This window comes from Bacillus sp. BACIII, from assembly GCF_057836745.1.
In genome coordinates this window covers 2,790,040-2,805,000 of record NZ_CM174437.1, presented here as the reverse complement: position 1 = coordinate 2,805,000, position 14,961 = coordinate 2,790,040, and the positions used below count along the sequence as shown (strand labels likewise).

The 14,961-nt window shown below is 46.6% G+C and carries 11 protein-coding genes, 1 rRNA gene and 2 pseudogenes (1 of these 14 only partly in view); 6 read left to right on the top strand and 8 right to left on the bottom strand.

The features are described 5' to 3' along the window. Nucleotides 1–15 (top strand): 5S ribosomal RNA (gene rrf, locus ACXN9U_RS13585) (it extends 101 nt beyond the left edge of the window). A gap of 92 nt (nucleotides 16–107) precedes the next feature. Here rrf and ACXN9U_RS13580 read toward each other — a convergent pair. Continuing rightward, on the bottom strand, nucleotides 108–1,319 hold the full coding sequence (locus tag ACXN9U_RS13580) for an MFS transporter (RefSeq protein ID WP_489201799.1): 1,212 nt from the start codon (nucleotides 1,317–1,319) through the stop codon (nucleotides 108–110). Nucleotides 1,320–1,547: 228 nt separating this feature from the next. Between ACXN9U_RS13580 and ACXN9U_RS13575 the strand changes: the two genes are divergently transcribed. The 5 genes and pseudogenes from ACXN9U_RS13575 to ACXN9U_RS13555 all read left to right on the top strand — a co-directional run bounded on the left by ACXN9U_RS13575 (nucleotide 1,548) and on the right by ACXN9U_RS13555 (nucleotide 6,223). Continuing rightward, nucleotides 1,548–2,816, top strand: coding sequence for an aspartate aminotransferase family protein (locus tag ACXN9U_RS13575; RefSeq protein WP_016936939.1), 1,269 nt, complete (start codon nucleotides 1,548–1,550; stop codon nucleotides 2,814–2,816). Then, complete coding sequence (locus ACXN9U_RS13570) at nucleotides 2,813–3,763, top strand: inositol monophosphatase family protein (protein ID WP_489201798.1); 951 nt, start codon at nucleotides 2,813–2,815, stop codon at nucleotides 3,761–3,763. The genes ACXN9U_RS13575 and ACXN9U_RS13570 overlap by 4 nt, the downstream gene beginning before the upstream one ends. Beyond that, the gene (locus ACXN9U_RS13565; protein WP_060963734.1) at nucleotides 3,738–4,784 is read left to right on the top strand and encodes a zinc-dependent alcohol dehydrogenase; all 1,047 of its coding nucleotides are present in this window, start codon (nucleotides 3,738–3,740) and stop codon (nucleotides 4,782–4,784) included. Before ACXN9U_RS13570 ends, ACXN9U_RS13565 begins: the two co-directional genes overlap by 26 nt. Before the next feature lie 110 nt (nucleotides 4,785–4,894). Then, nucleotides 4,895–5,131, top strand: a pseudogene (locus tag ACXN9U_RS13560) (STAS domain-containing protein); the annotation flags it as partial. A gap of 150 nt (nucleotides 5,132–5,281) precedes the next feature. Then, nucleotides 5,282–6,223: a bile acid:sodium symporter family protein gene (locus ACXN9U_RS13555; protein WP_489202501.1), complete on the top strand. Its 942-nt coding sequence runs from the start codon at nucleotides 5,282–5,284 to the stop codon at nucleotides 6,221–6,223. Here the strand turns inward: ACXN9U_RS13555 and ACXN9U_RS13550 are convergent. From ACXN9U_RS13550 to ACXN9U_RS13520, 7 genes and pseudogenes are all read right to left on the bottom strand, one after another. Further along, nucleotides 6,212–6,964, bottom strand: a complete 753-nt coding sequence (locus ACXN9U_RS13550; protein WP_489201797.1) for an alpha/beta hydrolase — start codon at nucleotides 6,962–6,964, stop codon at nucleotides 6,212–6,214. The genes ACXN9U_RS13555 and ACXN9U_RS13550 overlap by 12 nt on opposite strands. Beyond that, nucleotides 6,961–7,971, bottom strand: coding sequence for an iron ABC transporter permease FeuC (feuC, locus tag ACXN9U_RS13545; protein ID WP_489202500.1), 1,011 nt, complete (start codon nucleotides 7,969–7,971; stop codon nucleotides 6,961–6,963). Before feuC ends, ACXN9U_RS13550 begins: the two co-directional genes overlap by 4 nt. A 1-nt stretch (nucleotide 7,972) precedes the next feature. After that, a complete protein-coding gene (locus tag ACXN9U_RS13540; protein WP_489201796.1) occupies nucleotides 7,973–8,980 on the bottom strand; it encodes a FecCD family ABC transporter permease in 1,008 nt (335 codons plus the stop codon). Between the two features lie 19 nt (nucleotides 8,981–8,999). Then, complete coding sequence (locus tag ACXN9U_RS13535; RefSeq protein ID WP_045926353.1) at nucleotides 9,000–9,956, bottom strand: iron-hydroxamate ABC transporter substrate-binding protein; 957 nt, start codon at nucleotides 9,954–9,956, stop codon at nucleotides 9,000–9,002. Nucleotides 9,957–10,043: 87 nt separating this feature from the next. Next, a pseudogene (btr, locus tag ACXN9U_RS13530) lies at nucleotides 10,044–11,640 on the bottom strand (bacillibactin transport transcriptional regulator Btr). 137 nt (nucleotides 11,641–11,777) lie between these two features. After that, nucleotides 11,778–13,022 (bottom strand): exo-beta-N-acetylmuramidase NamZ family protein, encoded by a 1,245-nt coding sequence (locus ACXN9U_RS13525; RefSeq protein ID WP_489201795.1) that lies wholly within the window; start codon nucleotides 13,020–13,022, stop codon nucleotides 11,778–11,780. 15 nt (nucleotides 13,023–13,037) lie between these two features. Beyond that, on the bottom strand, nucleotides 13,038–14,951 hold the full coding sequence (locus ACXN9U_RS13520; RefSeq protein WP_489201794.1) for a glycoside hydrolase family 3 protein: 1,914 nt from the start codon (nucleotides 14,949–14,951) through the stop codon (nucleotides 13,038–13,040). Between the last annotated feature and the right edge of the window lie 10 nt (nucleotides 14,952–14,961).

Genomic DNA, 14,961 nt, shown 5'->3' with positions numbered 1-14,961 from the left:
AGGACGCCGCCAAGCGATCTTGACCCAGTTCATCATGAACTGGGTTTTTTATATGAAAGATGTGTATATATAAAGCTAATGCCTTTCCAAGGCATTAGCTTTTTTGTTTATATTGATTTTGTTTTGCTGGTGTGATTTTGAAGACTGTGTGATTTTATTGTCTCGAGCATTCTTAAACTGAATACAATCAGCAGCATAAGAAGCATCAGTGCGGTAAACAGCCAGAATGCGGTTTGGGCGGGATATTCATCTAAGCTCCAGCCGACAGCGATCGGAAGCAGTGAACCTCCTAATCCATTTGAAGCGAGCAGAATACTGGTGGTCGTTTCTGTCTTTCCGGGGTAAAAATGATTGGTGATGATCAGGGCAATTGCAAACATGCCGGCCATGAACAATCCTAAGAAGAAACAAAGGGCAAAACCAAACCATACGTTTTTACTTAAAGCTAGTACAGCAAGTGCAGCCAGACCGCCAATACTTATGATCCGGAGATAACGGTGATAGGTCAGCTTTTCAGATACCGGGCCTGTTAATAACCTGCCGATAATCATCCCGGTCCAATACACTGTTACTGTTATCGTTGCCAAGGAGCTGGGGATATCCCATTTTTCAGCGAAGATGGAGGGGATAAAATGCACAATTGAAACTTCACTGCCGCCGTAAAAGAAGAAATAAGCAGCCGCCAGCGCAATAAACAGCAGTCCGTGTGACCGATACCCGGGGCTTTTCTTTTTAGTATCATCAGAAGAGACCTCTTTGCGTATGAGAAGCTCATCAATGCTGCCGAAACTCATTTGCTTCCATGCGATTAAAAGTGCAAAACTGGATAACCCTAATACTAAGAAAGCAATTGTCCACATGTGGTTGTTGATAAGAAAGCCTGAGAGCAGAGGCATGAACAGCGCCCCTAATCCGTATGCCACTTCCATCTTGCTCATGGCCACGGCTTGTCTTTCTTTTATAGCCGTGAGGATGATTGTGCCTACGCAAGATTCCACCAATCCTGCGCCAAGTCCTGCGAGGCTGACGAGAAGAAAGAGCAGCGGCCAGGGCGGGAGGAAGGTGATGAAAATCTCACAGCTGATGAGCGCCAGCCCAAAGATAACGGCGTTTTTGCGTCCGAGTTTTTTCACCATGTAAGGCATTCCGATAACACCTATGAGGAAGCCCATGAACTGAGAAAATACTAATACTCCGCCATTACTGTAGCTTTGTGAATAATGTGTGAGTAACTCAGGCAGTACGGCTCCAAGAATGACAAGTGTAAAAGCAATCGATCCATAAGAGAAACAGCTTATCCACAGCAGACGAGTTTTCATCATTTTATCTCCTTATTGGTAAAATAATTTTTCTCTCTACATGTATGACACGTTGTTTTTACAAAAAATCCAAGTATTGTTACTATATCACATAACCTTTTCACGTACATCCCTTATGGTAACGTTAACAAATTGTTAACATTTTTTACAAGAAAGATCGTTGACATTATTTTCAATAATTAATACGATAAAAAGCGAGTTTCTAATAATTTCATAGGGGTGGTATTTGTGGGAACGAAGGAAATCACGAATCCAGACAGCTTGTATTACAGTGTTGACGATGTAGTCATGGAGCGCGGAGAAGGGATTTACCTGTACGACCAAGAGGGAAATGAGTATATTGATTGCGCCTCTGCCACGTTTAACTTGAATTTAGGATACGGTAACAAAGAGGTCATTGATACGGTTAAAGATCAAGCCGACAAGCTGATCCATGTGACATCGTCCTTTCAAACAGATGCCGTAAATAAATTAGCAGAAAAACTAGTAGAAATCGCCCCCGATAATCTCACAAAAGTACACCCTAAAGTCAGCAGCGGTTCCGGTGCAAATGAAGGAGCTATTAAAATGGCTCAGTATTACTCCGGAAAAACCGATGTCATCTCCTTATTTCGAAGCCACCTCGGACAAACGTATATGACTTCCGCTTTGTCCGGCAACTCATTCAGAAAAGAACCTTTCCCGCCGCAAATTTCTTTTGGCTTACAAGTTCCAGATCCCTATTGCAGCCGCTGTTTTTATAATCAGAAACCGGATTCGTGCGGTATGCTGTGCGTAGAAAGAATTAACGATTTTATTGAGTATGCGAGCAATGGAAAAATTGCCGCCATGATTATTGAGCCGATATCCGGAAATGGCGGAAACGTCGTCCCGCCTAAAGAGTATTTTAAACAGCTGAGGAAGCTTTGTGATGAACATGAAATCGCCCTGATCTTTGATGAAATTCAGACCGGGTTCGGACGGACGGGCAAAATGTTTGCCGCGGACCATTTCGATGTAAAACCTAATATGATGACGGTAGCAAAAGGGCTCGGAGGCACAGGCTTCCAAGTCGCAGCCACTCTGACGGAGGACAAGTACACCGGGCTTCCGGGGTATACGCACTCCTTCACGTACGGGTCAAATGTGATGGCCGCCGCTGCCGCTTGTAAAACCATAGATATCATGCAGCGTCCGGGATTTTTGGAGAACGTAACGACAGTCGGTCATTATATTATGGATTGCTTAGAAACGATGAAAGAGGATTTTGCTTTTATTTCTGAAGTAAGAGGCGTCGGTCTGATGATCGGTGTGGAAATTGTCAAAGAGAACAATGAACCGGATGTGGAATTGACCAATTATATTGCCAAACGGGCGATGGATTACGGGCTGATTCTCCGGACATCCCGTTACGGATTCGGAAATGTATTTAAAATCCGTCCGCCTTTAACCATTACACTTAGTGAAGCTGAGGTGCTCTGCTACAGACTTCGCAAGCTATTGGAGGAAATCAAGTGAGAGACTATATCATTGAGCTTGGACAATTTGTTTATCAAAAGGTGAAAAATCAAAAAGGCACACTGAAAAACCGGCTTGTTAACGGATATTCACCTGGAGGCGACGCGCAATTTAATATAGACGCCGCTGCTGAGGAGGCGGTGCTGGATTATATCCAAGAAAAGGGCCATCCGGTTGCTTTTTACACGGAGGATGGCGGTCTGAAGCTGATTGGAGAAGATCCGCAATATATTTTAATTGTAGATCCGATAGACGGAACGCGTCCGGCCGCCGCGGGGCTTGAAATGTCATGTATTTCGATTGCGCTTGCTTCATATAAGCCAAACGCAAAGATTAAGGATATCGAATTTGCTTTTTTGCTTGAATTGAAATCGGGCGCTTATATGTACGGTGATATTTACAGCGATGCCATTCAGTTTGAGGGGTATCAGGGAGAATTGCCGAATTTGAGCGGAGTGCAGGATATTAAGAATATGTTTTGGAGCCTTGAGTTTAACGGGCATCCGGCGCAGCTGATGACGGAGGCATACGGTCATTTGATTGACCGGTCGGCCAATAACGGCGGAGTCTTTGTTTTCAACAGCGCTTCTTATTCGATTTCACGAATTATTACGGGGCAGATGGATGCTTATGTGGATATCGGCAATCGTCTGCTGAAAGATGATCCGGAACTGCTTTCAGATTTTCAGCAGGTCGGGAACGGACAGGTGCTGCACTTATTTCCTTATGATATTGCCGCAAGCGTCTTTTTGGCAAAGAAAGCGGGAGTGGTCATTACAGATGCGTACGGCCGGTCTTTGGACGAAACGCTTCTGACAGATTTAAGTTATCAGAATCAGCAATCGTGTATTGCGGCATCAACGAAGGAGCTTCATCAAACATTATTAGACCAAATCCGCTGGGGCAGAAAGGAAGAGAGATATGAAAGCGTTGGTCTGGACTCCTAATGATAAGCTTGAATATCAAGAGGTGGACGAGCCTCAAATTCGAAAATCCAATGATGTGAAGGTGAAAATTTTCGGCACCGGAATCTGCGGCACGGACTTAAATGTGCTGAAGGGAAAAATGAATGCGACCCATCATATGATTATGGGGCATGAATCCGTGGGAGCGGTCACGGAAGTCGGACCGGACGTGACAAATGTAAAAGTCGGAGACCGCGTCGTGATAGATCCTACGCAATTTTGCGGGAAATGCCATTATTGCCGGAGAGGGCTGACGTGTTATTGCGAAACCTTTGAGGATTGGCAGCTCGGAATCGGGGCGCACGGGACGTTTGCGGAATATTACGTGGGGGAAGACAGGTTCATGTACAAAATTCCGGATTCAATGGAATGGGAGCGGGCCACATTGGTTGAACCTCTCTCCTGTGTGCTGAATGTTGTGGATAAGGCTTCGATTCAGCCGGAGGACTCGGTTTTGGTTTTGGGGTCCGGACCGATCGGACTGCTTGTGCAAATGATGGTAAAAAAACTGGCGCGATTGACGGTTGCGACTGAAATAGGCAGTTTCCGGAGCGAGGCGGCAAGCCGGATATCGGATTATGTCTACCATCCTGAAGCATTGACTGTAGATGAAGTGAAACGGATTAATCAAGGAAGAAAATTTGATGTGATATTTGACGCGATCGGCAACCAGCTTGATTGGGCTTATCCTTTTATTGAAAAGGGAGGCAGAATTGTGCCGATGGGCTTTGATGATACGTATGAGATGACGGTCAGGCCGTACCAGCTGCTGTCAAACGGCGTGACGATTGTGGGCACAGGTGAAGCCCGGCAGATCATGGAAGCCGCGTTAGCATGCGCCTCCGATCTCCCCCAGCTCTATGACTTCATTACTGAAAAGACAGAACTGAAGAATTATGAAGAAGCCATTGATCATCTCATGGGCATCGACCCGGTGACAAAAGAAAGAAAGGATATCAGTGCAATAAAAACCATTCTTGTGTCTGATCCGGAACTTTTATAAAAGCGGAAGCGGCTCCAGTGAGAGCCGTTTTCTTTTCTGATTTACCCGGTCTTGTGCATTCTCTTAACATTTAATATGATACTCTTTGTTAACCATTCCTTTCCTCAACGACATATAAGGTAACGGGACAGATCTTTTTTGCTTCCGTGTCTGAGCTGATGAATGCCATCGTTTATGATGAAGGCGTGAAGCGGATTGTCATTGATTTGACTGATGCTCACGTGTGGGATGATTCTGGAGCGGCGGCTCTTGAGAAAATTATCGGCAAATGTAAAGAATATGGGATTGAAGCTGAATTAAAGGGATTAAATCAGAAAAGCCGAGATTTAATGAAACAAATGGCATAGAATTTGTGAAGTCCGGATGAATATATCCGGGCTTTTTTTCGGTTAAATTCGCCGGTGTGCATTGTTATAATGAATGAGACTTGAAAACCGTATATAGGGGACTTGCATATGATGTGGCTTCAGAAGTTGAACCAAGTGTTGGGGAGAATCATGCCGCTGTTGACTCCGTCAAGTGTGGCGGCGGGTGTGCTGTTATCTCAGCATATCAGCTGGATGGCCGGGGCTGTGCCGTGGATTTTTGCATTTATTACATTTACGGGCAGTCTGAGTGCCAATTTTCAATCGCTGAAGCGCAGTATTGAGCAGCCGCTCCCGATGATTATGGCATTGTTTGTTCTGCATATTTTCATGCCTGTTTTTGCATGGGGAAGCGGCCATCTGATATTCAGCGATGACCCTTTAACCGTGACGGGGCTGATTATGGGTGTGGTAATCCCGACCGGAATTACGAGTTTGATTTGGGCTGCGATGTATAAGGGAAATGTCGGATTGACGCTGTCTATTATCCTTGTTGATACCGTGCTGTCTCCTTTTATCGTACCGTTAAGCCTTTCTGTCCTGGCCGGGGCGAATGTTCAGATGGATGTATGGGGAATGATGAAAGGGCTGGCGGAAATGGTGGTGATCCCGTCTATTGCAGGGATGATGGTCAACCAGTTTTCTCCGCCGCTAAGGACTCAGGCGATAAGCCGGACGCTGTCTCCATTTTCAAAAATCTGTCTGATGATTGTCATCGCCATTAACAGTTCGGAAATTGCGCCGTATATCACGCACGTGGATATCAAGTTTGCGGGCATCGCGGCTATGGTATTTTTTATTGCCATGACGGGTTATGCCGTGGCTTGGCTGATCGGAAGGCTGATGAAGCGGAGCCGGGATGAAATTGTGTCTCTGATTTATACGGGAGGCATGCGTAATATCAGTGCGGGAGCCGTTCTTGCCGTTTCTTTTTTTCCGTCCCAAGTGGCGGTTCCGGTCGTCATCGGGATGCTTTTTCAGCAAATCCTTGCCGCTTTGTTCGGCTATTTGCTGAGACGTTTTGAACTTAAACCGGTCGTGATGAAGTATGAAAAAAACCGCTCAGCCACGTGAGCGGTTTTTTCCGTATAGCCAGCTTAGAGCTGAATTGAATTGTCTTTTGAACGCTTCTTGATGGTGCACGGCGCCTCCTTCGACCGTGAAAGAGAGCTGCGTTTGAGAAAAGCCTTTTTGCCTCAGGCTTTCATGCACGTCTCGATTTTTTTGGATCATGGTGTTTTGAATGTTGTTTTTATGCTCTGCTTCACGGCTCCCGACAGACATGTAGATACGCTGCCGTGCCGGCTGCAAAGACGCGGAGCGGACAAAGTCAGCCGATTTTTCATACCAAAAGGACCCGGAAATACAGCCGATTCTGCCGAATGTCTCAGGCTTCAGTACCATCGCATATATCGAAAACAGTCCTCCTAATGATGCGCCGATCAGTCCTCTTGTATCCGGATCGGCAGACATGGGATGCATACTTTCAACCGTTGGAATGATGACATTTGTCAGCTCCTCAAGAAAGAGGCTCCCTTTGCCGCCGAAATCAGGAAACGCAGGACTCAGGGAAGGCACAGGCCATGGCGTGTACTCATCGAGCCTGTTATCCGGTTTGATGCCGGCGAGAATCAATTCAGGGAGTTTTCCGTTTGCGAATCGGAGTTCAAGCTTCTCCATCTGCTCTAAAAACAAATCGCCCCCATCAAGCACGTAGGCACAGGGTAAAGCCTTTGTTTGAACCGGAGTGGAGGGAGGAAGGTACACCGTGCATTCCTTTCCGTTTATCCGGTGTTTTGTAAGTGTGCCTCTCAAGCATCCAACCCCTTTTTTTGCTTAAACAGAAGAAAAAAGAAATAAGGAACGCCGAGAATCGCAAGAATAATGCCCGCCGGAACCTCTGAAGGCTGAAAGAATAATTTGCCCGCAAAATCAGCGGATATGACGAGCAGCATACCGACCAGTCCGCTGACAGGTAATGAATATCTGTGTTCAATGCCGGCAAGCCTGCGGGAAATATGAGGCGCGATCAGTCCGACAAATGCCATGCTGCCCGCTGCGGTTACACATGCGCTGATCAAAGCGATGCAGGCAACGAGTAAAATGGTTTTTTCTTTATTGGTTGAGACTCCGAGGCTTTTCACCGTGTCCTCATCGAAACGAATGGTATCCAGCAATGACGTTTTCGCCATCAGCAGAGGAATGAACACGATCAGCCACGGCAGTATTGCGGTAATGGTCATCCAGTTTGCTGACCAGATGCTGCCGTTCTTCCAGACCATCGCCATCTCATAATCCTGCGGGTCCATTTTTAATGAAAGAAATAAAGACAGCGCGCTGAATCCGGAATTCATGGCGATGCCCACAAGAATAATTCTTCCGGATTCTAAATGCCCCCGGTGCCAGGCGAAAATATAAATCAGCACGGCCGCCATCAATCCGCCGATGAGCCCAAAGACAGGCATGCCCATTGCGGAGGCAAGCGCCGTCGCTTCAGATTGACCCTGAAACAGAAGCATAAACATGACGATTCCCGCACCGGCTCCGGCATTGATGCCCAAAATGCCGGGATCGGCAAGCCCGTTCTTGGTAACGGCCTGAATAACGGCTCCGGCTACCCCCAATCCGAGTCCGACGGCAGCCGCCATGACAATACGCGGCAGCCTCAGCTGAAACAGCAAAATGTCATATTGAGGATTCGGATGGATGCGGAAAAGCGCACTGAGCAGTTCACCCGGTTTTGCTGAAAAAGACCCGCTGGTCATGCTGAAATAACTTACGAGCAGGATGAGAGCAATCAGAATGATATAGATTCCGGCCATTTTACGCACCACGCTGATCCCCTCCTTTTCTTTTAATCAAATAAAGAAAGAAAGGAACACCGATGATAGAAGTGACAACTTCAATAGGCGTCTCAAACGGATAATTGATCAATCGGCTGGCAAGGTCGCACAGGGTCAGGAAGACGCCGCCGATGATGCACGCACAGGGAATCAGCCGGCTGTAGTCCGATCCGACGAGAAAACGGGTGATGTGCGGAACGACCAAACCGACAAAGGCAATTTTTCCGGCGAGCGCCACCGAGCTTCCGGTCAATATGACAACGGCCGCCATTGCCATGAGTTTGATGGTTCTTTTCTGCTGTCCCAGACTTTTTGAAATGTCGTCTCCTAATGATACGGCTGTGACCTTTTTGCTGAGAATCATGGCTGTGATGATTCCGAGTGCAAAAAACGGGACGGCCAGTTTCAAAAAATCAGGGTTCATTTGATGCAGTCTCGCACTGTACCAAAAACTGAGATCCTGCGAGATTTGAAAATAAATCGAAAGCGCAGCCGACAGACTGCTGAGAAGCATACTGGTCACCGTTCCGATAATGGCAAGCTGCACCGGGGTAAAACCGCCGGGAAGAATGGAGGCCAGCCCGAAAACAAGGGTAGCGCCGAATGCGGAACCGATAAACGAGTATATGATCATTTCAATGGATGTTGATTGAGGGAGCAATACCATGCAAAGGGTAATGATAAAAGCGGAGCCGTCCGACACACCCATGATCGAAGGCGAGGCCAGATAGTTCCGTGTGATTCCCTGCATGAGCGCCCCGGAAACAGCAAGGGCGGCGCCGATAAACATCGCGCCAACCGCCCTCGGGATTCTTGAATGCCATATGATCTGATGGTCGGTATTCTCCGGATTAAAGTGCAGCAATGCGGAGAACACGGTATGGAAGTCAAGCTGCTTTGCACCGTATAAAACGGAAAGCAGCAGTGACAGAACAATGGCAATCGGTGAAGCGATGATAATAATGTGTGTCCGCCGTTTTGCATACATGTGAAAAACCTACTCTTTATTAGTCTTGAGTCAATTTGTCAGCCGCAACCTGTAAGAAGCGGATTTTACTCCAAGCGGTACCGCCTTGGGCTAATGGATCGATCGTATTGACGTATACATGGTCTTTTTTGACTGCCGTCAGGCTCTTCCAAATCGGATTTTTCTCTAAGTCCTTCAAAGCGTCCGGCTTATCTGCGTTTTCATCATCAGAAAATTGTACGAATATATGGTCGGGGTTCATTTCGCTTAATTTTTCAAGAGAAATCAGCTCCTGCGCTTTCGCCGCTTTCACTTCGTCCGGCGCCTTCAGGCCTAAATCACCGTAAAGCGTAGAGTTGAAATAAACTTGTTCAGGATAAATGTAAATATTTCCTTGTCTGATTCTGATGACCAGTGCGTTTGCCTGTTTTGCTTTGCTGTTCATCTTTGTTTTCGTCTTTTTCAGATCCTGATCGTAATCAGCAATGATTTTTTTTGCTTTTTCCTCTTTGCCTGTAAGCTGGGCAAGCAGCATCATGTTCTCTTTCCAGTTTGATGAGATATGAGAGACAGGAATGGTCTCAGCCGTGCCGCTCAATTTTTTTATCGTTTTTTCAGGGAACTTGGTTGATGCCAGAATGACGTCCGGCTGCAGTTCAAGAATTTTCTCCATATTCGGCTGCATTTTTTCACCTGTTGATACGGATTTATCTGTAATATCTTTAAACAGTTCCGGGAATTTGCCGGAGAATGATATCGCTCCTGCCGGATGGACGTCGAGCAATTTGGCGTCTTCCATTGATTCTACGCTGCCCGTAATGGCGATTTTGTCAGTCGGCGCTTTGACTTCATATGTTTTTCCGAGATATTCGATTTTCTTTTTATTTGAAGAAGCGTCCTTACCTTTACTTGCTGTATCAGATGTTTCTGAGCTTCCGCAAGCCGCGGCCGTGAAAGCCAAAAGCAAAATCATGAAAGCGAATGCCAATTTCTTCATCTATTGTTCCTCCTGTTCAATTGATAACTATTATCAATTGGAATTATAGAGAATGAACAAAGATAAGACCATGGACAATTTCCGGTATTACCATGGACGATCTTCGGAAAAAAAGGAAATGCTTTGTTCAATCATCCGCTGATGCCCGCTTGGAGAATATTCAATCCACGGGTCAGATGAAACGGGAAACACTCGTTTATGGCTGACGGCTCTAAGGTTCTGCCATATTTCAGACTGCTGAATGCGCTGAAAATAGCGAAGCGTTTCCGGTTCTTTGCAAGTGAAAAGCATGATGCAGTCAGCCTGGCAATCCGCCAGCATTTCCAATGAAATCTTTTCGTCGGGAGCAAAAGATTCCGGTTTTGCGGAGGCAAAGCCCAGATCACCGAAGAAAACATCCTCAATGCTGTTGTTATGGGCGATATACATATTTTCTTTATATATACGGACAAATAAGAAACGCTGATGCCGCACGTGTTCAAGAGCATCTTTTGCTGAGTATACGAGATTTTGATAGGCTTCAAGCCAGTGCCGTGCTTCCTGTTCTTCATTCAAATATGCAGCTGCGTGAAGAAACTGGTCTTTCCAATTGTCTTGAGTCGGAATGTAGAAAACTTCGGTGATGTCATTCAGACGCTGTTTTTCTTCTTCACTGACAGAATCCAGACTGAAAATGATGTCCGGCGCAGCTTGAGACAGCGTATGCAGGTTCTCTTCCCAATTTGCGTTATAGCGGTAAGCGCTGAGGTGCACGGGAATGTTCTGAAGAGAATTGTTTATAGTAATAGGCCGTCCATTTCGGATGAAGCGTTGCAGCGTAAGGCACGTGATGCAGAGGAATCAGATGTCCCATCATTTCTTTCCCGTACGCGGCCATTTTTGTGCGCCTTTTTTTCATATAGCTTGTAGGTGAGCTGCCCGTATGTTTTTTAAAGATGCGGCTGAAATAAAATTCGTCTTGGTAGCCGATTTGATGAGCGATTTCCCGCAGTTTGCAGCTGGCCTTGGCCATCAGTTTTTTCGCATTGGTTATGCGGATGTCTGTGATATATTCTGTTACGCTTTGTCCATATAGTTTTTTAAAGGTTTCACTGTAATGCTTAGGACTGATTCCCGCCATTTGAGCAAGCTGGGTGAGTGTGATTTTTGTGTCGGATTGTGCATGTATGAATTGTTTAGTCTGTTCGATCGCCGCTTTTGTATTGTTTTGATGGCACACTTTTGCGGCATAAAGGTCGTACATCAGCTGCTGAAAGTCGGCTGTTGATTTCATTTTCTGCAATTCATCTGCCGATCGCGCGTTTTCGGAAAGTGACTGAAGCCGGCTTGTCAGGTGTTCAACCGTTTGCAAATTCATTTGCTGAAGTCCGCGGAAGATGTCTCCCCCGTTATCCGGAAGCATCGCTTTATAATCTGATGAATATGAGAAAATACGGAGTCTGACGATATACAAATGGATGCCGTCTGACGGTGCAGGGTCAATATTGAATGTCTCATCACAAGGACAGATGTAGAGCGTCTCCTTCTGCAGCGGGAAGCTGTCTGTTCCGATATCAATTTGTCCCTCGCCTGTCACATGAAAGATCAGTACCGGGGAATCAGTGAGCTGATGCTCTGACAAAAGGTCTGCTGTTTTTTTTACGGAGATGATATCAATTGGGTGAAAGAATAATGTGTTTTTCATGAGAAACCACCTTTTAGGAAACATTCATTTAAATGATAACTGTTATCATTTGAATTGTACCAAATAAATGAATGTTTTCCTATAAAAAGCGGAAATGTGAAATGCGTCAAAATGTTACACGTGTAACACGAATGTTGTCAGTATATGAGGTATTGCTTTCTTACAAGCTTGAATTGGTCAAGCCGGCGTTGATAGGTGCTGGTGATGTCTTGAATGGAAGCGCCTTGTTCTATTTTTTTGCGTACCCAGCCGTTGCCGATCAGCTTGTCAAAAGCTCCTGTCGGCAGAAATGAGAAGTCATTCGGATATAAGTCATGCATGGTTTTCAGAATGGAGAGCCCTGTTTTTGCCGCTTCAAAGGTGTTTCTGTTTGTTACGTAGACTTGTACGCCGTGGCATAGCTTGCCCTGGTGCTTGGAGAAGCTGGGGATAAATGAAGCGGCTCTGAAGGTGACGCCCGGAAGCTTGAGACTGTTAAGGCGTTCTTCGAGCTCGGTGCTTTTCATATAAGGTGCGCCGATAAGTTCAAACGGCTTTGTCGTGCCCCTTCCTTCAGATACGTTCGTGCCTTCGATTAGTCCTGTCGCCGAATAAGCGAATATGCTGTCCGGGGTCGGGATGTTAGGCGAAGGGAGGACGAACGGCAGGCCGGTATCTTCAATGGTCATTGTCCGCTTCCAGCGCTTCATCTTTACGACGGTGAGGTCGGCGCCAATATGAAACTCTTTATTGAATAAAAGAGCAAGCTCGCCGATGGTCATGCCGTGTTTCAGCGGGATTGGATACAGTCCGACAAATGAAGCGTAGTCAGGTTCAAGAACCGGGCCGTCCGGATGTCGTCCGCCTTGCGGATTCGGCCGGTCCAAGACATAAAAAGGAATGCCTTTTTCTTTGGCCGCCTCCATGGCATAGGCCATTGTATAAATGTAGGTGTAGTATCGCATTCCGACATCCTGAATATCGAAAATCAGCACATCGGTATCTTTCAGCATGTCAGGCGTCGGTTTCCTCGTTTCTCCGTACAGGCTGTAGACGGGAAGCCCTGTTTTTTCATCTATATAGGATGTGACTTTGTCTCCGGCCTGAGCGTCGCCGCGAACACCGTGCTCGGGTCCGAATAATGCCGTCAAATGCATGTCTTGTGCCTCATAAAGCACGTCAACGCTACTTTTTAATGTTGAGTTCACACCGGTCGGATTAGTGATCAGTCCGATTCTTTTTCCCTTCAGTTCTTGTTTATAATCTTTCAGCAGGCGGTCAATGCCTGTTTGGATGCTTGGTTTTTTGGCAGTGTGTGTGTTTCTGTCAGAAGCCGCCGAGACTGCCGTCATAGCACTGATGACGACCAGTCCGGCGAGAAGTGCAGCCGTATGTGTTTTCATGATCAGCCCTCCTGTTTAAAGCGGTTTTCCGGTCTTCAGGTTGATACCGAAACCATAAGGATACAGTGTCGTTCCCGGATGGGTGACGGAAGGAATAGCAGCGGGCAGCCTGCCTTTCGGTTTTGTCTGCCCGAATATCGCTTCAATGCCTGCCGGAATGTTTGGCTGGAGAAATTGTCCGTCTGCATATCCTTTAAACCCGTAGACTGCGATAAGGGCGTCAGCTTCTTCAAAATTCGCGGCGTCGTAAGGATTCCGAAGACTCATCAGCACAAAGGGTTTTTGGTTCGACTGCGCAGCCTTCATGACGGCCCTCGGAAACGCGGTCGTCCATTTGCCGGGATCTGTGACGGAATCGTCAATGACGCCGTCGTTTACGACAGGATCATTTTTTACGACATATGAGCCTGTAATGACGTAATCAGCGTCTGATACCAGCTTTTTGTGCTCATCATGAAAAGTGCGCTCGGCGAAGTTCATTTTACTGATGGTTACCGGCCGGATTTTTTTCTTTTTGATGAGCTGCCGAATGGTTTGTTCCATTGACGCTGTTTGATCTTCATAAGGAGCGGCAAGGAGAATGCGGCTGTTCTTTTTCGGTTTGAATGGGAGCGTGCGGTTTTTGTTTTGTAAGACGGTGACGGATCTTTCCGCGATTTGTTTTTCTGCTTTCAGATGGTTTTTGCTGCCGACAGTTTTATGTGCTTTTGCCATCTTCTTTTTCAGACTTGTTTCTTTCGGAGCGGGATATATCCCTCGTTTTATTTTCAGGGAAATGATGCGCTCCACCGATTTGTTGATTTGCTGAAGAGGAATATCCCCTTTTTGAACCGCCTTTTTTAAAGCGGAATGAACTTGGGCAAAGCGGTTTTCTGTTTGCAGCGATGTCACTTGGGCCGGCATCAGGGCGATGTCGACTCCTGCTTTTATTGCCATGACGACCGCCTCTTCCTGGCCGAAATGATCGGCAATGGCTTTCATGTTTAATGCATCCGTCACGATGACGCCGTTAAACCCCATTTCCTCACGGAGAAGATGAGTCATCACTTTTTTCGAGAGTGTGGCGGGTACAAGAATGTCTGAACCGTCCAGCTTGCTTTTATAGGTTGTATCGTCAAAAGCGGGAAATTGCACATGGGCTGTCATGATCATATCGGCCCCCGCCTGAATGGCCTGACGGAACGGATACAGTTCGATCTGCCGCAGCCTTTCTTGACCGTGGGTGACAAGCGGAAGGCCGTAGTGGCTGTCGACATCCGTGTCGCCGTGTCCCGGGAAATGTTTGACGGCGGAAGCGACATCCTGTTTTTGCTGAGCCTTCATTGAGGCAAGGCCGAGTGACGCTGTCAGATCACGGTCTGAACTGAATGACCTGACGCCGATGACCGGATTTCCTGGATTATTATTGATATCGAGAACGGGAGCGAAATTTGTATTAATGCCGAGTGCTTTCAATTCTTTCCCGATAATGGCGCCGGTTTGGGATGCGTAGGCTGTTTTTCTTGCGGCTCCGAGTGCCATATTGCCTGGGAAATGAGTGCCCTCACCAAGTCTTGTTACGATGCCGCCTTCTTGATCAATGCTTAATAATAGCGGAATGTCAGGGCTTGCTTTTTGAAAGGCATCTGTCAGGCGGACCGTTTGTTCAGTGTTTTTTACATTTTCTGCAAATAAGATAACGCCGCCGAATCGGTACTTTTGAATAAGCCCTGCGACTTCGTCATTCATTTGAGTAAGAGCCTCAGGTGATGACTGCCCCTTTTTTTGCCAATTGCGGAAGTCAGGCATGAGCATCTGCCCTATTTTCTCATCTAATGTCATGCGGGATACCGTTTGTTCCGCTTGTGACGGAATGTCCGGTTTTGTCGATGCATGATGCGTGCCGAAAACAATAAACAACAGTAATACAGCTGAGATGATAAGTTTCATAATGGCGCCC